General features: G+C 71.7%; 17 protein-coding genes and 1 pseudogene. 10 read left to right on the top strand and 8 right to left on the bottom strand.

The features are described 5' to 3' along the window. Positions 1-42: 42 nt before the first annotated feature. Positions 43-849: a copper homeostasis protein CutC gene (locus ACZ6TI_RS19115; RefSeq protein ID WP_465346415.1), complete on the top strand. Its 807-nt coding sequence runs from the start codon at positions 43-45 to the stop codon at positions 847-849. On the opposite strand, the gene ACZ6TI_RS19120 is transcribed toward ACZ6TI_RS19115, so the two are convergent. Next, positions 753-1676, bottom strand: coding sequence for an AEC family transporter (locus tag ACZ6TI_RS19120; protein ID WP_465346416.1), 924 nt, complete (start codon positions 1674-1676; stop codon positions 753-755). The two genes, ACZ6TI_RS19115 and ACZ6TI_RS19120, sit on opposite strands and share 97 nt — an antisense overlap. A gap of 1 nt (position 1677) precedes the next feature. Then, entirely contained in the window at positions 1678-2634 is a 957-nt protein-coding gene (locus tag ACZ6TI_RS19125) for an NAD-dependent epimerase/dehydratase family protein (protein ID WP_465346417.1), read from the bottom strand. Positions 2635-2670: 36 nt separating this feature from the next. Here ACZ6TI_RS19125 and ACZ6TI_RS19130 point away from each other — a divergent pair, with 36 nt between their 5' ends. Further along, on the top strand, positions 2671-3954 hold the full coding sequence (locus tag ACZ6TI_RS19130; RefSeq protein WP_465346418.1) for a GH1 family beta-glucosidase: 1284 nt from the start codon (positions 2671-2673) through the stop codon (positions 3952-3954). Here ACZ6TI_RS19130 and ACZ6TI_RS19135 read toward each other — a convergent pair. From ACZ6TI_RS19135 to ACZ6TI_RS19150, 4 genes are read right to left on the bottom strand one after another with little or no spacing between them, the layout of a single operon-like run. Then, positions 3938-4309 carry a DUF2255 family protein gene (locus ACZ6TI_RS19135; protein WP_465346419.1) on the bottom strand — a complete coding sequence of 124 codons (372 nt, stop codon included), beginning with the start codon at positions 4307-4309 and terminating at the stop codon, positions 3938-3940. The two genes, ACZ6TI_RS19130 and ACZ6TI_RS19135, sit on opposite strands and share 17 nt — an antisense overlap. 22 nt (positions 4310-4331) lie before the next feature. Continuing rightward, entirely contained in the window at positions 4332-5315 is a 984-nt protein-coding gene (locus tag ACZ6TI_RS19140; protein WP_465346420.1) for a zinc-dependent alcohol dehydrogenase, read from the bottom strand. Between the two features lie 39 nt (positions 5316-5354). Further along, positions 5355-7019 carry a SulP family inorganic anion transporter gene (locus ACZ6TI_RS19145; RefSeq protein WP_465346421.1) on the bottom strand — a complete coding sequence of 555 codons (1665 nt, stop codon included), beginning with the start codon at positions 7017-7019 and terminating at the stop codon, positions 5355-5357. Positions 7020-7042: 23 nt separating this feature from the next. Next, the gene (locus tag ACZ6TI_RS19150) at positions 7043-7249 is read right to left on the bottom strand and encodes a hypothetical protein (protein ID WP_465346422.1); all 207 of its coding nucleotides are present in this window, start codon (positions 7247-7249) and stop codon (positions 7043-7045) included. Positions 7250-7463: 214 nt separating this feature from the next. On the opposite strand from ACZ6TI_RS19150, the gene katG reads away from it, so the two are divergent. From katG to ACZ6TI_RS19165, 3 genes are all read left to right on the top strand, one after another. Continuing rightward, entirely contained in the window at positions 7464-9695 is a 2232-nt protein-coding gene (katG, locus tag ACZ6TI_RS19155) for a catalase/peroxidase HPI (RefSeq protein ID WP_465346722.1), read from the top strand. Positions 9696-9877: 182 nt separating this feature from the next. Continuing rightward, entirely contained in the window at positions 9878-13402 is a 3525-nt protein-coding gene (locus tag ACZ6TI_RS19160; protein ID WP_465346423.1) for a glycosyl hydrolase family 18 protein, read from the top strand. A gap of 101 nt (positions 13403-13503) precedes the next feature. Further along, the gene (locus tag ACZ6TI_RS19165) at positions 13504-14226 is read left to right on the top strand and encodes a hypothetical protein (RefSeq protein ID WP_465346424.1); all 723 of its coding nucleotides are present in this window, start codon (positions 13504-13506) and stop codon (positions 14224-14226) included. A gap of 31 nt (positions 14227-14257) precedes the next feature. On the opposite strand, the pseudogene ACZ6TI_RS19170 reads toward ACZ6TI_RS19165, so the two are convergent. Further along, positions 14258-14554 (bottom strand): annotated as a pseudogene (locus ACZ6TI_RS19170) (aldo/keto reductase); the annotation flags it as partial. Between the two features lie 13 nt (positions 14555-14567). On the opposite strand from ACZ6TI_RS19170, the gene ACZ6TI_RS19175 reads away from it, so the two are divergent. From ACZ6TI_RS19175 to ACZ6TI_RS19195, 5 genes are all read left to right on the top strand, one after another. Next, a complete protein-coding gene (locus ACZ6TI_RS19175; RefSeq protein WP_465346425.1) occupies positions 14568-15077 on the top strand; it encodes a P-loop NTPase family protein in 510 nt (169 codons plus the stop codon). Next, positions 15074-15913: a PHP domain-containing protein gene (locus ACZ6TI_RS19180; protein WP_465346426.1), complete on the top strand. Its 840-nt coding sequence runs from the start codon at positions 15074-15076 to the stop codon at positions 15911-15913. Before ACZ6TI_RS19175 ends, ACZ6TI_RS19180 begins: the two co-directional genes overlap by 4 nt. Before the next feature lie 31 nt (positions 15914-15944). Next, positions 15945-16502 carry an RNA polymerase sigma factor gene (locus ACZ6TI_RS19185; RefSeq protein ID WP_465346427.1) on the top strand — a complete coding sequence of 186 codons (558 nt, stop codon included), beginning with the start codon at positions 15945-15947 and terminating at the stop codon, positions 16500-16502. Beyond that, positions 16499-17587, top strand: a complete 1089-nt coding sequence (locus ACZ6TI_RS19190) for a hypothetical protein (protein ID WP_465346428.1) — start codon at positions 16499-16501, stop codon at positions 17585-17587. Before ACZ6TI_RS19185 ends, ACZ6TI_RS19190 begins: the two co-directional genes overlap by 4 nt. Positions 17588-17682: 95 nt before the next feature. Further along, positions 17683-18384 carry a GH12 family glycosyl hydrolase domain-containing protein gene (locus ACZ6TI_RS19195; protein WP_465346429.1) on the top strand — a complete coding sequence of 234 codons (702 nt, stop codon included), beginning with the start codon at positions 17683-17685 and terminating at the stop codon, positions 18382-18384. A 42-nt stretch (positions 18385-18426) separates the two neighbouring features. Here the strand turns inward: ACZ6TI_RS19195 and ACZ6TI_RS19200 are convergent, their stop codons facing one another. Next, complete coding sequence (locus ACZ6TI_RS19200; RefSeq protein ID WP_465346430.1) at positions 18427-19578, bottom strand: chymotrypsin family serine protease; 1152 nt, start codon at positions 19576-19578, stop codon at positions 18427-18429. Positions 19579-19633 lie beyond the last annotated feature (55 nt).

A 19633-nucleotide genomic window follows, 5' to 3' on the forward strand; every position in this document is an offset into this window, starting at 1 on the left:
CCGCGGAGCGCGGCTCTCAGCAAGATCAGCGAGGATGATCGGATGGTTGCCTTCGAACTCGCGGTCCAGGATTCGCACGGCCTCGCGGTGGCGGCGCGGCTCGGCGTGGACCGGATCGAGCTGTGCGCCACCCTCTCGGTCGGCGGGGTGACCCCCTCGGCGGGCCTGATCGAGGCGGCGGCCGGCGGGCCACCGGTGCACGTGCTGGTCCGGCCCCGGCCCGGCGGCTTCGACTACTCGCCCGCCGAGACCGATGTGCTGGTCCGCGACGTGCGGCTCGCGGTGTCGGCGGGCGCGTCCGGGGTGGTGATCGGCGGGGTGCGCGCCGGAGCGGTCGACGAGGTCCTGGTGCGCCGGGCGGTCGAGGCCGCCAGGGATGCGCAGGTGACCTTCCACCGCGCCTTCGACACGCTCGCCGATCCGCACGCGGCGCTGGCGACCCTGGCCGGGCTGGGCGTTCGCCGGGTGCTGACCTCGGGCGGCGCCACGACCGTCGCGGACGGGCTGCCCGCCCTGGCCGGGCTGGTGTCGGCGGCGGCCGGCCGCATCGAGATCATGGCCGGCGGCGGGGTGCATGCCGACCTGGTCGGCCCGATCGTGCGGACCGGGGTGGCCGCGGTGCACGCCTCGGCCAAGCGGCTGGTGGCCGACCACGTCGGCATCGGGCTGGGCAGTGCGGCGCCGGCCGGCGGGGGCGGCCGGGAGACGACCGACGAGGGCCTGGCGGCCGCCCTGCTCGCCGCGGTCCGCGGTCAGCCCAGCCAGGCGGCGATCGCGACCAGCGTCGCGGCGGAGATCGCGGTGGACAGCACGATCGTGTCGCGGGCGAAGGACTCGCCGCGGCGGTAGCGGGAGGCGAAGACGAAGACGTTCTGGGCGGTCGGCAACGCCGAGGTGACCACCGCGGCCAGCAGCATCGGGCCGCCCAGGCCGAACAGGAACCGGCCGATCAGGTACGCCAGCAGCGGATGCGCCGCGACCTTGAGCAGCACCGCGAGCATCCGCTCCGCCGAGTCCGGGCCGCCGCGCAACGGCCGGCTGCCGCGCAGCGACATGCCGAGCGCGAGCAGGGTCATCGGCACCGCCGCGCCGCCGACCAGCGCGAACGGCTCCAGCACCGGCGCCGGCAGGTCGATGCCGGTGGCCATGACGGCGATGCCGGCCGCCGAGGCGATCATCAGCGGGTTCCGCAGCGGCATCGCGGCCAGCCGGCGCCAGGACGGCCGGCCCTCGCCGGTGGCGACGTCCAGCACCGCCAGCGCGGCCGGGCTGGCCAGCAGCACCTGGAACATCAGCACCGGCGCGATGAACGAGACGTCCCCGAGGATGTACGCGGCGATCGGGATGCCCAGGTTGCCGGCGTTCACATAGCCGGCCGCCAGCGCGCCGACGGTGAGCTCGGCGACGTCCCGGCGCCACAGCAGCCGGGCCAGCGTGATGTGCAGGGCGGCGACCGCCAGCGTGCTCAGCACGAACGCGGCGAGCGCGCCGGTCAGGATGCGGCCGGGCGCCGACTCGGCCAGCGTGACGAACAGCAGGGCCGGGGCGAGCACGAAGAACGCCAGCCGGGTCAGCGTCACCAGGCCGGCGTCGCCGAGCAGCCGGAAGCGGCCGATCAGGTAGCCGGCCAGCACGAGCACCCAGATGATCGCGAAGCCGGTGACGATGTCCCGCACGTCAGAGGGTCTGGCCGCCCACGTCCGCCCGGCCGTCCGCGATCAGCACGCGCAGCGCCTCGCGGATCGCCTCGAGCGAGGTGAACCGTGGCGCGTAACCCAGCACCTCGCGGGCCCGGTCGATGGACGCCGCGATGCCGCGCTCGATGTGGTCGCGGGTGGCGCCGGCGTGCTCCGCGCCGACCCGCTTCTCGAACTCGTCCCAGTCGACCAGGTCGAGGACCGCCGCGCGGCCGAACCAGGCGGCCACCCCCTCGGCCAGCCCGCGGCTGGTCATGGCCTGCGCGGCGACCACGTGGAAGCTCGACCCGATGGCGGCCGGCCGGGTCAGCGCCCGCTCGAAGGCCTGCGCGACGTCGTCGGCGTGCACGTGGTTGAGCATGCCGAGGCCGAGCGCGGGCAGGGCGAGCGGCTCGCCGGTGGCAAGCCGCCGCCACACGTCCGGGTCGAGGTTGCCGGCCGGGGTGATCACCGGCCAGCCCGGGCCGCTGATGTGGCCGGGGTGCAGCACCACGCTCGGCACGCCGCCGGCCAGGGTCTCGCGGTGCAGCAGCTCCTCGATGGCGACCTTGCCGGCGCCGTATTCGCCGTAGCCGGTGCGGGGCTCGTCCTCGGTCAGCGGCGCCCGCGCGGCCCGGCCGTGCACCCAGATGGTGCCGCAGTGCAGCAGCAGCGGCCGCGTGGGCCGCAGCGCGTCGAGGAGACGTCGCGCGGACTCCGGCGTGAAGCAGATCAGGTCGACCACCGCGTCCGGCCGCAGCTCGGCGATCCGCTGCTCGAACCCCTCGTCGGCGCGGTCCGCGGTGACCCGCTCGACCGATCGCCACTCGACCGCGTCGTGATAGGGCTTGCTCTCGCCCCGGCTCACCGCGACCACGTCATGTCCCGCCCGGACCAGGCGCGGCACCAGAAAGGTGCCGATGTGCCCGGTCGCTCCGATCACCACCACTCGACGCATCCCCGCAGCCTACGGCGGGCCGGTACGGTGAGCGGCGTGGATTCGGTCACGCAGTTCCCGCCCGGCTTCCAGATGGGTGTCTCCACCGCGGCCTACCAGATCGAGGGCGCGGTCGCCGAGGACGGGCGGGTGCCGTCGATCTGGGACACCTTCGCGCACACCCCCGGCCGGGTCCGCGACGGCGACACCGGCGACGTGGCGTGCGATCACTATCACCGCTGGGCCGAGGACGTCGCGCTGCTGGCGGATCTGGGCGTGGACGCCTACCGGTTCTCCATCGCCTGGCCGCGGGCCGCGGATCTCGGCTTCTACGACCGGCTGGTGGACGCGTTGCTGACCCGCGGCATCGCGCCGCTGCCCACGCTCTTCCACTGGGATCTGCCGCAGTCGATCGAGGACGAGGGCGGGTGGCTGAGCCGGTCCACCGCCGAGCGCTTCGCCGAGTTCGCGGGCACGGTGGCCGACCGCCTCGGCGACCGGGTGCACCGCTGGATCACGTTGAACGAGCCGGTCGTGCACATGGCGGAGGGCTATGCGTTCGGGGCCGGAGCGCCGGGCCGGACACTGCTGCTCGGCGCGCTGCCGGCCGCCCATCACCAGCTGCTCGGGCACGGCCTGGCGGTGCGGGCGCTGCGCGAGCGCGGCGCGACCGAGGTGCTGATCACCAACAACTGCACGCCGGTGCTGGCGGCGAGCGACGACGAGGCGGACCAGGTCGCGGCGGCGGTCTACGACAGTTTCCACAACCGGCTGTTCAACGATCCGGTGCTGCTCGGCACGTACCCGGATCTTCTGGCCGAGGCGATGGGCGACGTGGTCCGCGACGGTGACCTGGCGATCATCCGGACGCCGCTGGACGCGCTCGGCATCAACTACTACAACCCGACGCTGGTCGGCGCCCCGCCCGCCGACGCCGACCTGCCCTTCGACCTGCGGCAGATCGAGGGCGTGCCGACCACCGCGTTCGGCTGGCCGGTGGTGCCGGACGGGCTGCACGACCTGCTCACCGGGCTGCGCGACCGGTACGGCGACGCGCTGCCGCCGATCTACATCACCGAGAACGGCTGCTCGACCGCGGACGGCACCGAGGACGCGTTCCGGATCGACTACCTGGACCGGCACCTGCGCGCGGTCGGCCGGGCGATCGCCGGCGGCGTCGACGTGCGCGGCTACTTCGTCTGGTCGCTGCTCGACAACTTCGAGTGGGCCGAGGGCTACAGCCAGCGGTTCGGCCTGGTCCGCGTCGACTTCGAGACGCAGCAGCGCACGCCGAAGGATTCCTACCGCTGGCTGCGCGCGGCGCTCACGGCTCGACGCTGACCAGCCGCATGGTGGTGCCGGTGGCCGGCGGCTCGACCATCGCACGGGCGTACTCGGCTTCGGCGTACTTCGTCAGATAGGCCCGGTCGACGGCGGCGTCCAGGTCGGCGCCGGCGACCGGCTCGAACCGGACCCGATGCTCGCCGAGGCTGCTGACCAGCGAGCCGGTGCCGGTGCGGCGGGCCCGGCGGTACCAGACACCGCCCTCGCCCTTCCAGGACCGGGCATAGAGCTCACCGTCCACGGCGACCACCCAGATCGGCACCCGGACCGGATCCTTGTCCGGCGCCGGCACCACGACGGTGACCTCGCGCACGGTGGCGATCTCGTCGAACACTGACGCTTCCCACGGCATGCCAGCAGGATAGCCAGCTAGCCTAGGGGTTGACGACGACCTTGAGACCCGCCCGGGCTGCCGCGGTCGCGAACGCCTCGGTCGCGTCGCTCAGCGGGAACGCGGCGGTGACCAGCGACGGCAGGTCGAGCCGGCCGCTGGTGGCGAGCTCGATCGCCCGCGGGTAGACCTCGCCCATCCGGCGGGACATCACCAGGGTCAGGCCCTTGCGCCGGGCCGGCGAGGCCTTGAACGAGGTGCGGTCGCCGTCCGGGATGCCGACCAGCACCACCCGGGCGCCGGGCTTGGCGAGCCGCAGCGAGGCGTCCACCGCGCCGTCCGTGCCACCCACCTCGAAGACCACGTCGGCCGCCGACTCGTCCGCGTCGGTGACCGGCTCGGCGCCGAACTTCACGGCCGCCTCCAGCCGGTGCGGCAGCGGGTCGGCGGCCAGCACCCGGGTGGCGCCGGAGAGCCGGGCCAGCTGCACCAGGAACAGGCCGATCGGGCCGCACCCGGCCACCGCGACCGTGGTGGCCACCCGCAGGTGGCCCAGGTCGAGCGCGTGCAGGGCGACGCCGAGCGGCTCGAGCAGCGCGCCCTCGTCGTCCGACAGCGAGTCGGGCAGCGGGTGCAGGCGGTGGCTGGGCCAGGCCATGAACTGGCGCAGGCCGCCGTCGGTGCCGCCGTGCCCGGCGAAGACGACCGTCGGGCACAGGTTCACGTCGCCGTCGAGGCACTGCGCGCAGACGCCGCACGGCACCGCCGGGTCGATCGCCACCCGGGTGCCGTCGGCGTCGCCGCCGCGGATCACGCCGGCCATCTCGTGCCCGAGCACCAGCGGCCGGGCCAGGGTGGCGTCGCCGATCGCGCCCTCGGTGAACCAGTGCAGGTCGGAGCCGCACAGGCCGACCGAGGTCACCTGGACCAGCGACTCGCCGGGACCCGGGACGGGCCGCTCCTCGGACTGCACCCGGACGTCGCCGGCGCCGAACAGGCGGGCGGTGAGGTGGCTGGCATCTGACATGGCGAAACTCCCGTCGGCGGCGGATGTTAACGATAACAACTACCCTGTCGAGCGGTAGGCCTCGACGGCGGTCGGCAGGGTCGGGAACACGCGGTCCTCCCCGATCTTGTCGAGCAGGCCGTAGGCGCGCAGCGCGAGAAGCAGGTCCTGCTTGACCCGGGCCAGCGCGAACACCACGCCCCGGGCGGTCAGGGCGGCGCGCACCTGCTCGACCGCGTCCAGCCCGGTGCTGTCCACCTCGACGTTGGCCTCCATGTTGAGCACGAACCAGCGGACCGGCTCGCGCTGATCGGCGACCGCGGCCAGCGCGCGGCGGTGGAAGTCCTCCGCGTTGGCGAAGAACAGCGGCGAGTCGTAGCGGTAGACCACCAGGCCGGGCAGCGTGGTCGCCTTCGGGTAGTCGTCGATGTCGTGCATGCCGGCCAGGCCCGGCACGAAGCCCTGCACGGCGTCGTGCGGGCGGGCCACCCGGAAGAGCAGCTCGGCCACCGACAGGCCGATCGCGAGCAGCACGCCGTAGAGGATGTCGAAGACCAGCACCCCGGCCAGCGCCGCCAGGGCGAGCAGCAGCTCGCTGCGGCGGAAGGCGGCCAGCTTGCGAAAGCCGGCGATGTCGATCAGCCGGATCGCGGCGTAGACCACGATCGCGCCCAGGGCGGCGGCCGGGAAGCGGGCCAGCATCGGCCCGGCGAACAGCAGCACCGCCACCACGGCGGCCAGGGCGACCAGCGAATACACCTGGGTGCGCGCGCCGGCCGCGACGGCCAGCGCGGTGCGGCTGCCGCTGCTGCTGATCGGGAAGCCGCGCATCAGCCCGGCTCCGACGTTGGCCGCGCCGAGCGCCAGCAGCTCCTGATTGGGATCGACCTGGTAGCCGCCGCGCGCGGCGAACGCGCGGGCGGTCAGCACGGTGTCGGTGTAGCCCACCACCAGCACGCCGACCGCCGGGAACAGCAGGTCGACCAGGTCCCCGGCGCTGGGCAGCGCCGGGGCGGGCAGGCCGCCCGGGATCGCCCCGGCCACCGCGATGCCGTGCGACTGCAGGTCGAAGACGACCACCGCCAGGGTGGCCAGCAGCACCACGAACAGCGGCACCGGCAGGCGCGGGAAGATTCGCTGCCCGGCGAACAGCAGCACCAGCACGGCCGCGGCGAACAGTGCGGTGCCCGGGTGCATGCCCGGCAGGCCGCGGACGAACGAGATCACCTCGCCGACCAGGCTGTCGCCGTCGACGTCCACGCCGGTGAGCTTGCCGAGCTGACCGATGATCATGGTGAACGCCACACCCGCGAGATAGCCCACCAGGATCGGCTTGGACAGCAGGTCGGCGACGAAGCCGAGGCGGGCGACGAAGGCCACCAGGCAGAGCAGGCCGACCATCAGGGCCAGGGCGCCGGCCAGGGCCGCGTACCGATCGGGGTCGCCGGCGGCCAGCGGCGCGACCACCGCGGCCGTCATCAGGGCGGTGGTCGACTCCGGGCCGATCGAGAGATGCCGCGAGGAACCCAGGAACGGATAGAGGACCAGGGGGATCAGGATCGCCCAGAGGCCCGCCACCGGAGGCAGGCCGGCCAGGCCGGCATAGGCCATGACCTGGGGTACGAGGTAAGCCGCCACCGTCAATCCGGCGAGCAGATCACCCCGCACCCAGGACCGTTGATAGTCGCGCAGCAGCGCCGTCCCCGGAAGGATCGAACGCAGCACACGCACCACTCGACCGGGTCAGCTCAGCCGCTGCGCCGGTTGCCGTACTGCCGGGGGCTCTGCACGGAGCCGCGGCCGGTCGGCGGCTGCCCCTTGGAGAACACCTCGGTCGTGCGGCCGGCCTTCTTGCCCTTCGCCCGGCGCTCGGCCCGGTTGGCGAAGACCTCGGGCTGATCGCCGGTCTCCTCCTCCCCGGTCGTCGTTTCGGGATCGGTGGGCGCCTCGGACATGAATTTCTCCTTCAAGAGAGCCGATTCCTGCACAGGCTATCCGGCGGGTAGCGTCTATCACCCAATCTTGACTCGTTCCAGAAAGTTGGCCAGACTCCGACCGTGGCGACGGCCCCGGCTACCCCGCGCGGAGTTCCACCCCAGGCACACTGATCCACAGTCCGCACACCTGTTCGCGGCACAGCACGGAAGGAACGCGATGTCCGAGAGCCCGATGTCCGAGAACCACCAGGCGATCGACCACGACGCCGAGGTCGGCGCCCAGTCGAACTGCCCCGTCGCGCATGGGCGCGCCCCGCACCCGACCGAGGGCGGCGGCAATCGCGGCTGGTGGCCGAACCAGCTGAACCTCAAGATCCTGGCGAAGAACCCGGCCGTCGCGAACCCGCTGGGCGGCGAGTTCGACTACGCCGCCGCGTTCCGGACGCTCGACCTGCCCGCGGTCAAGCAGGACATCGCCGAGGTGCTGACCACGTCGCAGCAGTGGTGGCCGGCGGACTACGGGCACTACGGCCCGTTCATCATCCGGATGGCGTGGCACAGCGCGGGCACATACCGGATCAGTGACGGCCGCGGCGGCGGCGGCGCCGGTCAGCAGCGGTTCGCGCCGCTGAACAGCTGGCCGGACAACGCGAACCTGGACAAGGCGCGCCGGCTGCTCTGGCCGGTGAAGAAGAAGTACGGCCAGAGCCTCTCCTGGGCCGACCTGATGATCCTGGCCGGCAACGTGGCGCTGGAGTCGATGGGCTTCCAGACCTTCGGCTTCGCCGGCGGCCGCCCGGACGTCTGGGAGCCCGATCAGGACGTCTACTGGGGTCCGGAAACCACCTGGTTGGGTGACGAGCGGTACACCGGCGACCGCGAGCTGGAGAACCCGCTCGCCGCGGTGCAGATGGGCCTGATCTACGTCAACCCGGAGGGCCCGAACGGCAACCCGGACCCGATCGCCTCGGCCCGCGACATCCGCGAGACGTTCGGCCGGATGGCGATGAACGACGAGGAGACGGTCGCGCTGATCGCCGGCGGGCACACCTTCGGCAAGACGCACGGCGCCGGCCCGGCCGACAACGTGGCCGTCGAGCCCGAGGCCGCGCCGCTCGAGGAGCAGGGCCTGGGCTGGAAGAACAGCTTCGGCACCGGCAAGGGCGGGGACACCATCACGAGCGGCCTCGAGGGCGCCTGGACGTACACCCCCGCGAAGTGGGACAACAGCTTCTTCGAAATTCTCTTCGGGTACGAGTGGGAGCTCTCCAAGAGCCCGGCCGGCGCCCACCAGTGGAAGCCCGCCGGTGGCGCCGCGGCCGGCACGGTGCCCGACGCGCACGACGCCGCGAAGACGCACGCTCCGACCATGCTCACCACCGACCTGGCGCTGCGCTTCGACCCGATCTACGAGCCGATCTCGCGGCGCTTCCGGGACGACCCGGCGGCGTTCGCGGACGCGTTCGCCCGCGCCTGGTTCAAGCTGACCCACCGCGACATGGGCCCGATCGTCCGCTACCTCGGCCCCGAGGTGCCGTCCGAGGTGCTGCTCTGGCAGGACCCGGTGCCGGCCGTCGACCACGAGCTGGTCGACGCCGCGGACGTGGCCGAGCTGAAGAGCCGGATCCTCGCCTCCGGGCTGACCGTGGCCCAGCTGGTCTCCACCGCGTGGGCGTCGGCCTCGACGTTCCGGGGCGGCGACAAGCGTGGCGGCGCCAACGGGGCACGCATCCGCCTCGAGCCGCAGCGGGGCTGGGAGATCAACAACCCGGACGAGCTGGCCGGCATCCTGCGGGAGCTGGAAGGCATCCAGGAGGCGTTCAACGCGGCCCAGACCGGCGGCAAGAAGGTCTCCCTCGCGGACCTGATCGTGCTCGCCGGGTCGGCGGCGGTGGAGAAGGCCGCGGCCGACGGCGGGGTCACCGTCGAGGTGCCGTTCGCGCCCGGCCGCACCGACGCCACCCAGGAGATGACCGACGTCGAGGCGTTCGCGCCGCTCGAGCCGACCGCCGACGGGTTCCGCAACTTCCTCGGCAAGGGCCACCGGCTGCCGGCCGAGTTCCTGCTGGTGGACCGGGCGAACCTGCTGACCCTGAGCGCGCCGGAGATGACCGTGCTGGTCGGCGGCCTGCGGGTGCTCGGCGCCAACGCCGGTCAGTCCACGGTGGGCGTGCTGACCGAGCGGCCGGGCACGCTGACCAACGACTTCTTCGTCAACCTGCTCGATCTGGGCACGGTGTGGTCGCCGGCGACCGAGGACGCGAGCAGCTTCGAGGCGCGCGACCTGTCGTCCGGCGAGGTGGTCGGCACCGGCAGCCGGGTCGACCTGCTCTTCGGGTCCAACTCGGAGCTGCGCGCCATCGCCGAGGTCTATGCCGGCGACGACGCGCGCGAGAAGTTCGTGCACGACTTCGTCGCCGCCTGGGTGAAGGTCATGAACCTGGACCGCTACGACCTGGTCTGATCCACGGCACGACCGATGGCCCCGCTTCCCTCCGGAGGCGGGGCCATCGCCGTCGAACCGCCTGCACCGATGGACCCGATCGGCTGCCCTGCTTTACCGCAGCCGCCTTTCATTCACGTTCATCGATGATAATGCTCCGAAGTCACCGATCCGCACCGGGATCGCGGCCTGAGGAGGACCTCTTGTCCCTGCTTCGTCTCCCGAGACGCACCGCCGCCCGGCGGAGCCGGCCGCTGCGGCTGCTGCTGACGGCTCTGCTGACCGTCACCGGCACGGCCGTCACGCTGGTGGTCACCGACTCCGCGGCGCTGGCCAACGAGTACTACAACAGCATCCACGAGGCCGACCCGGCGAACGTCGACTGGATGAGCCGGGTGCCCGGCGACAAGAGCATCGCCGCGCTGTCCATCCCGGGCACGCACGAGACGCTCGCGCTGTGCGGCTACTTCGAGGACGAGACGGACCTCTGCGACCCGGTCTCCACCAGCATCACCAAGACCCAGCAGAGCTTCGGCTTCGGCACGCCCACGCTGCAGAAGCAGCTCGACGCCGGGATCCGGTCCTTCGACTTCCGGTTGCGGGTGAGCAAGGACGACAACGGGCTCAGCTTCACGATCCACCACGCGGTGTACTACCAGCAGGTCAACTTCAACGACGTGCTGGTGACCCTGCGGTCGTTCCTCGCCGCCCACGGGCGCGAGACGCTGCTGGTGAACCTGAAGTTCGAGTGCGAGGGCAGCGGAACCTCCTGTTCGGACGCGGACGGCTACGACACCAACGACTGGCGGCTGAAGGTCCTCCGCGGCTATCTGGAGGGCAAGGCCTGGACCGGCGAGGGCGACGAGTCCCGGCCGGCCACGAACTTCGGCGGTCTGTTCTGGGGCGACTCGGTCACCGGCAAGGGCCAGGCGGCCACCCCGAAGCTCGGCGACGTGCGCGGCAAGGTCGTGCTCGCCACGCTCCGCGGCGTGAACGGCGGCTACTTCGACGGATACGGCCTGGACCAGCTCACCACCGGCGCCAACCAGGAGGACCAGAACAACGAGTACGTGCAGGACGAGTACAAGGTCGACGACATCAGTGATTTCGACGACAAGTGGGAAAAGGTCCGCACGATGCTGCGGAAGACCAACGGCGTGATGGACGCGAACCGCGGTGAGCAGGGGCGGCCGTACAAGCCGGACGCGGTCTACATGAACTACACCAGCGGCACCGGGTCGGGCGCGCACCCGCTCACCGTGGCCGGTGGCACGCCGACCGCGAACGGCATCAACGAGTTCCTGATCCAGTGCCTGCACGGCACCGACGGGCGCTGCCCAGAGTTCTATCCGGACCGGGACGACAACTTCAGCGGCCGCGAGTCGATGGATCGCACCGGCATCATCATGATGGACTTCCCCGGCGGCGGCCTGGTCGACTCGATCATCGAGCGCAACACGTTCGGCCCCGACCCGGTGAGCGACAACGGCGGCGTCGGCAACCCGATGGAGGACCACCCCGGCGGTGACGACGGTGGTCCCCGGCCGGCATCGGCCAACGCCGGCGACTGCCGCCCGGACGGGCTCGCGCCCACGGCCGGCGTGAACACCCCGTACTGCCTGATCTATCAGGGTGACGGGCGGGAGTGGCTGGGTCAGGGGCGGCCGCGGCGCGTGGTCGCGTACTTCAACGGCGGGCGCACCGGAGCCGACGGCAAGCCGCACTACCTGGTGAAGAACATCCCCTGGTCCAAGGTGACGCACATCAACTACGCCTTCGCGACCGTGCACAACAACCGGATCGCGGTCGACGGCGACGCGACGCAGCGGGAGTGGCCCGGCGAGGTCGGCGCGGAGATGGACGCGTCGCTGCCCTACAAGGGGCACTTCAACCTGCTCACCAAGTACAAGCGGCTGCACCCGCGGGTGAAGACGATGATCTCGGTGGGTGGCTGGGCCGGCTCCGGCGGCTTCTACGCGATGACCACCAACCCGGACGGCAGCGTCAACCAGGGCGGCATCAACACGTTCGCCGGCTCGGTGGTCGACTTCCTGCGGACCTACGGGTTCAACGGCGTGGACATCGACTTCGAATATCCGACGGTGCTGGACGACTCCGGCAACCCGTCCGACTGGGGGCTGTCCAACCCGCGGCGCAAGGGGCTGCCCGACGCGTACACCGCGCTGATGAAGACGCTCAAGGAAAACCTGGACCGGGCGTCCGTGGCGGACAACAGGTACTACCTGCTCACCTCGGCATCGTCCGCCTCCGGTTACCTGGTCCGCGGCATGGCCAACCAGCAGGCGTTGCGCTACCAGGACTTCAGCAACCTGATGGCGTACGACTACCACGGCACCTGGAACGACGTGGTGGGCCCGAACGCGGCGCTCTTCGACGACCACAAGGACCCGGAGCTCGCCGACCTCTACAACACCCCGGAGTACGGCGGCATCGGCTACTTCAACACCGACTGGGCGATGAAGTACATGCGCGGCCAGCTGCAGGCCGGGCGGGTCAACATCGGCGTGCCCTATTACACCCGCGGCTGGAAGAACGTCACCGGCGGCACCAACGGCATGTGGGGCAACTCGCAGAAGGCCGGATGCGAGCCGGGCACCGGGATCCGGCGGCCGTGCGGCGACGGCGCGATCGGCATCGACAACATCTGGCACGACGACACGTCCAACGGCGGCGAGCTCGGCTCGGGCACCAACCCGCTGTGGCACTCGGAGAACCTCGAACGCAACATCCTGCCGCGCTATGCGCCCAACGTCGGGCTGAAGCCGGACACCGACCCGGCCGACCGGCTCAGCGGCACGTACACCCGCTTCTGGGACAACGCGACCAAGACGGTGTGGCTGTGGAACGGGACCAAGAAGGTGTTCCTGTCCACCGAGGACGAACAGGCCGTGGACGCGGTCGCCGAGCTGGTCCGGTCCACCGGCGCGGGCGGCGTGATGATGTGGGAGCTGGGCGGCGATTATGCCTGCCCGGAGACGGTGGACGCCGCGCACCCCTGCGGCATGGGCTACACGCTCACCACCCGGCTGAACAACGCGCTGGGCAACTCCGGCGCCTATGACGCGAGCCGGAGCACCGGCAGCAGCGGCCGGATCCCGACGCAGACCGCGAACCTCTCGGTCGACCTGGTGAACTACCCGAACACCACGGCGACCCTGTGGCCGCTCACCCCGACCGTGCGGGTCACCAACAACACCGGACGCACCATCGGCGGCGGCAAGGACACCGTGCTGTCCTTCGACATCCCGGCGTCCACCTCACCGCTGATCAAGGACGCCAACTGGCAGACCGGCGACCAGGGCGGCCAGTGGAAGATCACCTCCGGATCGACCTTCCACCGGATCAGCACCACGCTGGACTACTGCCAGATCATCCCGGCCGGGCAGAAGCTCGATCTGCCGATCATCTACTACCTGCCGGTGACCGGGCCGGTGAACACCACGTTCTCGGTCGGCGGCACGTCGTTCGCGCCGATCACCGACAACCTGCGCGGCGTCGGCGCGGGCACCGTGCCGACCGGCGGCTGCGGCGCCTCGGCCTGGAACAGCACCAAGGTCTACGACCCCTCGACCCAGCCGATCGAGCAGACCACGGTGACCTACAACGGCAAGGTCTACAAGGCGAAGTGGTGGACCCAGAACAACATCCCGGGCACGGGCGCCGACCCGGACCACGAGCCCTGGAAGCTGATCGGTCCGGCCGCCTGAGGCACGGTGGCCCCGGGGACGCGAGTTCCCGGGGCCACACCCGGTCGGTTCCCGGACATTTGCCGTGACAAATCTCCGGGAAGCCGAGATCATCCCGAACCGTGACTGTCGCCAAGAACGCCTCCGCCGACGCCGGATCCGAGCTGGCCGGCCTGACCTGGCCACCGACCGGCGAGGCCGGCCGGATCTCGCTCGGCGACCTGCTCACCGCGCTGCAACTGCTCGGCACGGACGTCGAGCGCAAGGAGGCGGTCAACCAGACCGCGTGGGACGCCGACACCCCCGGCTCGCTGCAGGTGCTCAAGTCCGGCGTCACCAGCGTCACCAAGTGGTGGCTCAAGCGGGCCGGTGCGGCCGGCGGCGCGGCGGGTCTGCTGGCCGCCCTGGGCGGCGTGCTGATCAGCTCGGTCACCCCGTTCCGCAACGCGCTGGGCGAGCCGATCGCGGTCGCCCTGGTGGTGGCCGGCGCGCTGATCATCGCGGCCACCGTGCTCGCCCTGGCCCACTTCGTCACCGGCGACCTGCGGGCCCGCGCGCACGCCACGTCCGCCCGGACCGAGGCGCGGGCGAACGTGGCCACGGCCTTCCTGAGCGGTTCGGCGATCCAGAACCTCACGGCTCCCCCGGCGGAGCCTGACCTGCGCACCGAGCTGATCACCGCGATCAGCTCGTTCGAGAAGCTGTTCGTGCGGGTCAAGGGCGACCCCGCCTGGGTCGAGGCGGTCGGTCTGCGCCGCGCCGCCGAGGGCTTCCAGGTACGCCTGGAAGGCGGCGACTGGAAGCCGGTCGCCGAGGTCGAGCAGTACACGACGCACCGCGGCTGACCCGCGCCACCGACATCGAGCCGGAGCTGTCGGCGTCCTTGCGGTAGCGCCCGGAGAGCCAGCCGCCGGCCAGTGGGCTGTAGGGCAGCACGCCCATGCCGTAGCGCTGGGTCAGGGTCAGGATCTCGTTCTCGATGCCGCGGGTCAGGATCGAAGAGGTCGGCTGCTCGGTGACGAACCCCTCGCGGCCTCGGTCGCGGGCCGTGAACTGCGCCTCGACCAGCGCGGACGCCGGGAAGATCGAGTGGCCGAGGTACCGGACCTTGCCGGCCCGGACCAGGTCGGTGAGGGAGCTTCTGCTGTTCCAGGTACCGCCAGTACCTGTCAGTTAGCGTGGCCGGGTGCGGCGAATCCTGGTGGTGGCGATGTCCGGCGCGGGAAAGACAACCGCGGCGCGGCGGCTGGCCGACCGTCGCGGGCTGCCCTTCCATGAGATGGACGCGCTCGCCCTCGGGCCGGGGTGGTCGACGCCGCCGACGCTGGTGGGTGATGTGGACGCGATCGTGCGGGAGCCGGGCTGGGTGTTCGACTCGTGGGGCTATCCGGCGGTGCGCGATGCGATGTGGGCGGCCGCGGACACCGTGGTGTGGCTCGACTATCCGCGGCGGGTGGTGCTGCCCCGCCTGTTGCGGCGGTCGGTGCTGCGGTCGTACCGGAAAGAAAAGGTCTTCGGTGGGAACGTCGAACGGTGGCGTGACTGGCTGTCACGGGACCACCCCTTCTGGCACGCCGTCACGACCTTTCGCCGACGGCGCGTCTACCTGGCCGGGCGGACCGCGCGCGAGACTCACCTGACGACGGTCCGGCTGCGCACGCCGGCCGAGCTCGAAGCCTGGATGGAGAGCCTGTGACCCTGCCCGCGGACAGCCATGTGCACACCGAGTTCTCCTGGGACGCGACGCGCGGGTCGATGGAGCGCACCTGCGCCGAGGCGGTCCGGATCGGGCTGCCGGCGGTCGCGTTCACCGAGCACTTCGACCACTCCTCGTGGCCCCTGCCCACAGACAGTCCGCACGTCGACGAGCACCTGGCCGAGCACCTCGCCACGTTCGCCGGGCCGGACGGGATCCTGACTCCCCCGCCGTTCGACGCGAGCGGCTACGCGGCCTCCGTCGAGCGCTGCCGCGACCTCTTTCCGGACCTGCGGATCCTCACCGGCCTCGAGATGGGCGAGCCGCACTGGCACGCCGAGGCCTATGCGGAGGTGCTCGCGGCCGGGCGCTTCGAGCGGGTGCTGGGGTCGCTGCACTGCCTGCCCGACGGTGAACGCGTCGCCGAAGTGTGGACCATCGCGCCGCACCGGCCCCCGGCCGGCCTGCTGCGGGAGTATCTGGCCGAGGTGGTGCGGGTGGTCGAGGGCGGCGTGGCGTTCACGGTGCTGGCGCACATCGACTACGCGGTGCGATTCTGGCCGGGGCCGTTCGACCCGGCGCCGTTCGAGGAGGAGTTCCGGCACGCGCTGCGGGCCACCGCCTCGTCGGGCCGGGCACTGGAGATCAACACGCGCTTGCCGCTGCATGCCACGCTGCTGACCTGGTGGCGCGAGGAGGGCGGCGAAGCGGTGACCTTCGGCAGCGACGCCCACATCCCGGAGCTGGTCGGCCATGCCTTCCGCGAGGCGGCGGACATGGCCGAGGCGCACGGCTTCCGAGCGGGCCGGCATCCGCACGATTTCTGGACGCGGTAACGATCGGGGCCGGACCGGACATGTGGCCGATGTGATCTCCGGAACCGAACGCTTCCGACACGCCTACGCGGCCAATTTCGAGGCCCTGCTGGCCTATGCCGTGCGGCGGGTCGATCCGCGCGAGGACGCCGCCGACGTGGTGGCCGAGACCTTCCTGGTCGCCTGGCGCCGCCGTGCCGAGTGGCCGCCCGACGACGAGGTCCGGCTCTGGCTCTACGGCGTGGCCCGGCGGGTGCTGGCCAACCATCAGCGCGGGGCCGTCCGGCGGGAACGGCTGGGCGAGCGGCTGCGGCAGCGGTTCCGGGCCGCGGTGGCCGCCGACCCGGGCGCCGAGGTGCCGGAGCGGCTCGCCGTGCTGGCCGCGCTGGCCCGGCTCGGTGAGCTGGACCGGGAGGTGCTGACGCTGACCGTGTGGGAGGAGCTGGAACCCCGCGAGGTCGCCGCGGTGCTCGGGGTCAGCCCGGCCGCGGTCCGCACCCGCCTCTCCCGGGCCCGGGGCCGGCTCCGCGAGATCATCGGTGACGGCGCCGGGCCACCCGGACATGTACTCGACGTCCTGACCGCGCACACCCCCAAGGAGGGCAGATGAACGACGAGCAGCTCGACCGGATGGTCCGCGACGCGGACCCGCACCGGCCGGAGGTCGTCGAGCGCCTCGGCGGGGCGCAGCAGACGTTGCTGGAGGAGATCATGTCCACCCCGATCCTGGAAACCGTCGCCGAGTCACCGCGACGGCCGCGCCGCGCGCTGCTTCGCGGCCTCGCCGGCGCGGTGACCGCGGCCGCCGTCATCACCGGCGTCTTCGCCGTCTCGGTCGTGAACCGTGACCGGCCGGAGACCCGCCAGGCCGCGCCGCCGAGCGGTCCGGCAATCGGCGGCCCGAGCGTCGCTCCCCCGGTCGTCTTCTCGCCGGCCGCGATGGAGGCCGCCGAGAAGAACCCGCGACTGCTGATCGACCAACCCGGGTGGAAGGCGATCACCGTCTACGGGTTCACCGAGGCGGTCGGCACCATCGAATTCGCCAAGGGCGGACGGAAGCTCGAGATGAACTGGTACCCGGCCGGCACCTACGCCGACTACCACCAGGACCGGGTGCACGTGAGCCCGCCCGAGGCGGTCGAGGTCGACGGCGTGCCGGCCGACGTCTTCACCTACAGCGACAACGACTTCGCGGTGATGCTGGAGCCCCGCGACGACGCCTTCGTCGAGATGCGCACCGGCGGCGGCTGGACCCGTGCGGAGTTCGACCAGGTGCTCACCGACGTCATCCGGGTCGACGCGCGCACCTGGCTGGCCGCGCTGCCGAAGGAGATCGTCACGCCGGGCAAGGCGGACGAGGCGGCGAAGAAGGTGCTCGCCGACGTGCCGCTGCCGCCGGGCTTCGACCGGGCCGAGGTGGACAAGCTGGGCGTCAACGACGCGTACCAGTTCGGCGCGCAGGTCACCGGGCTGATCGGCTGCGCCTGGATCGCCGAGTGGGTGCGCGCCCGGAAGGCCGGCGACGCCGCCGCGGTCGAGCGGGCCGCCGGCGCGATGAAATCCAGCCACCGGTGGAAGGTGCTCAACGACATGAACGCCGACGGCGACTGGCCCGAGGTGTTCTGGGAGTACTCCGACAAGATCGCCGCCGGCGAGTACCCCGAGGGGTACGAAAGCGGGATCGGCTGCAACTAACCTGCAAACGCCATCTCTTCCACATTGATGTCCGCCTATGTTCCCCTGTGTGTGGGAGCGTTCCCATTCGCGGGCCGGACATCAAGGGAGATGACATGAGACGTGGTTTCCGCACGACTCTCGGCTTGGCCACGGCGCTGCTGGTCGCCACCGTCACGGCGGTGACCGCGGCGCCGGCCCAGGCGGCGGTCTGGTCCTCCGCGGACCGCTGGGGCACCTGGAACAGCAACGGCTACACGCTCTACAACAACGTCTGGGGCTCGGGCTACGGGCCGCAGACGATCTGGGCCAACTCGGCGTCGAACTGGGGCGTCTGGGCGAACCACCCGAACACCGGCGGGATCAAGTCCTACCCGAACGCGACCCGATGGATCGGCAAGCGGGTCAGCGCGCTGGGCACCACCACCAGCAGCTTCAACGTGAGCGTGCCGACCAGCGGGGTCGCGTTCACCACGGCCTATGACATCTGGTCGTCGGACAACGCGCACGAGATCATGCTGTGGATGAACAAGTACGGCGCGGTCGGGCCGCTGGGCACGCTGCAGACCACCACCGCGGTGGGCGGGCACACCTGGGCCATCTACCGCGGCTCGAACGGCGCCAACCAGGTCTACTCGTTCGTGCGGACCAGCAACACCAGCTCCGGCACGGTGGACATCCGGGCCGTCGCCCAGTGGATCCGGGCGCGCGGCTGGTTCGGCGACGTGACCATCGGCAACGTGCAACTGGGCTACGAGATCACCTCGGCGTCCGGCGGCAAGGACTTCGTCACCAACTCGTTCTCGGTGACCGGCTGAGCGGTGGGCCCGGGCGACGCCGCCCGGGCCCAGTCTCAAATGTCAGCCGGCGATCCAGACCCCGTAGTCACGGGTCGCCGTGCCGAAGTCCTGGAAGCCCAGGATCGTGTTGTTCCCGACGTACGTGTAGCAGTTGATGCCCTTGGCGATCGCGCCGCCACTGGCCGAGCCGCTGTAGACCGGGCCGCCGCTGTCGCCGCCGCGGACCGCCGGCTGACCGTCGACCTGCCGGGCCTCGACCGCGTCACCCGGGTCGGTGTTGAACTTCTCCACCCGCAGGCCGCACACCGGGCCACCGATGTCCCGCGCCGACGAGCCGCCGGACTGGCACAGGTATTCGCCCGGGTAGACCCAGTCCCAGCCGTCCACGTTCACGACCGCGTTGCTGTCCAGGCCGCCGACGTACATCTGGTTGTCGACGCCGCCGGGCACGTGGACCAGGCCGAGGTCGTGGCCGTCGTTGTCGCCGGTGAAGTTGCCGATGTACTCGCCGACGCCGTCGCGGATCTCGTTGCCGTTGCTGCCGCAGTGCCCGGCGGTCAGGATCAGCCGGTCGTTGCCGCCGGTGCGCACCGCGAAGCCGCCGGTGCACCGGGTGCCCTGCGCGTTGTTGATCTGGTCGGCGCCACCGATCCACGGCGCCCAGTCGTCGCGCCGGCTGGTGAGCACCTTCTCGCCCTGGTCGACGAACTCGACCGGCACGTTCACCTGCGGCACCTCGGTGGTGCTGAAGCCGGTCTTCAGCGACATGCCGACAACCACCTTGCTGCCGTCCACCGCATATGTGATCCGGGGCTTCTCGGCGCCCAGCGCGGTGCGCATCTGAGCGCCCGCCGCACGCAGCTCGGCCAGGGTGTGCTTGGCCGGCTTGACCTGCACCGGAGCGATCGTGCGGGCCTTGCCGACGACCCGGTCGAGCGACTCGGGGAGCGCTCCCTTCCACCACAGCACGACGCCGGCGTCGGCCAGCTCGAGACCGGCGAAGCCGGCCGTGCCGCCGCGGTCGATCTCCTTCTTGATCAGGCTCGCGGCCGTGCTGAACGGGATCTGCCGGCGGGCGGCGTCGGGGATCCGGAGCTGCTGGGCCACCCGGTCGGGGGCGGCCGGTGCGGCGCCGGCCGGGGGTGCGGCCAGCACCGTGGCGATCGCGATCGCGACGCCGGCGGTGGCGCCGAAGCGCCTGGTGCGTGTCATCCGGTTGCCTTTCGTGGGGCGCGAGGAAGCGCGCGGAGGGGGGATCACGTCCATT

The organism is Actinoplanes sp. NPDC051388 (genome assembly GCF_055586225.1).

What these genes read in the sequence shown, in the direction of transcription:
- ACZ6TI_RS19115 (WP_465346415.1), top strand. Translation starts at nt 43, where the DNA reads ATGGTTGCCTTCGAACTCGCGGTCCAGGATTCGCACGGCCTCGCGGTG.
- ACZ6TI_RS19125 (WP_465346417.1), bottom strand. Translation starts at nt 2,634, where the DNA reads ATGCGTCGAGTGGTGGTGATCGGAGCGACCGGGCACATCGGCACCTTT.
- ACZ6TI_RS19135 (WP_465346419.1), bottom strand. Translation starts at nt 4,309, where the DNA reads ATGCCGTGGGAAGCGTCAGTGTTCGACGAGATCGCCACCGTGCGCGAG.
- ACZ6TI_RS19140 (WP_465346420.1), bottom strand. Translation starts at nt 5,315, where the DNA reads ATGTCAGATGCCAGCCACCTCACCGCCCGCCTGTTCGGCGCCGGCGAC.
- ACZ6TI_RS19150 (WP_465346422.1), bottom strand. Translation starts at nt 7,249, where the DNA reads ATGTCCGAGGCGCCCACCGATCCCGAAACGACGACCGGGGAGGAGGAG.
- katG (WP_465346722.1), top strand. Translation starts at nt 7,464, where the DNA reads ATGTCCGAGAACCACCAGGCGATCGACCACGACGCCGAGGTCGGCGCC.
- ACZ6TI_RS19190 (WP_465346428.1), top strand. Translation starts at nt 16,499, where the DNA reads ATGAACGACGAGCAGCTCGACCGGATGGTCCGCGACGCGGACCCGCAC.
- ACZ6TI_RS19195 (WP_465346429.1), top strand. Translation starts at nt 17,683, where the DNA reads ATGAGACGTGGTTTCCGCACGACTCTCGGCTTGGCCACGGCGCTGCTG.
- ACZ6TI_RS19200 (WP_465346430.1), bottom strand. Translation starts at nt 19,578, where the DNA reads ATGACACGCACCAGGCGCTTCGGCGCCACCGCCGGCGTCGCGATCGCG.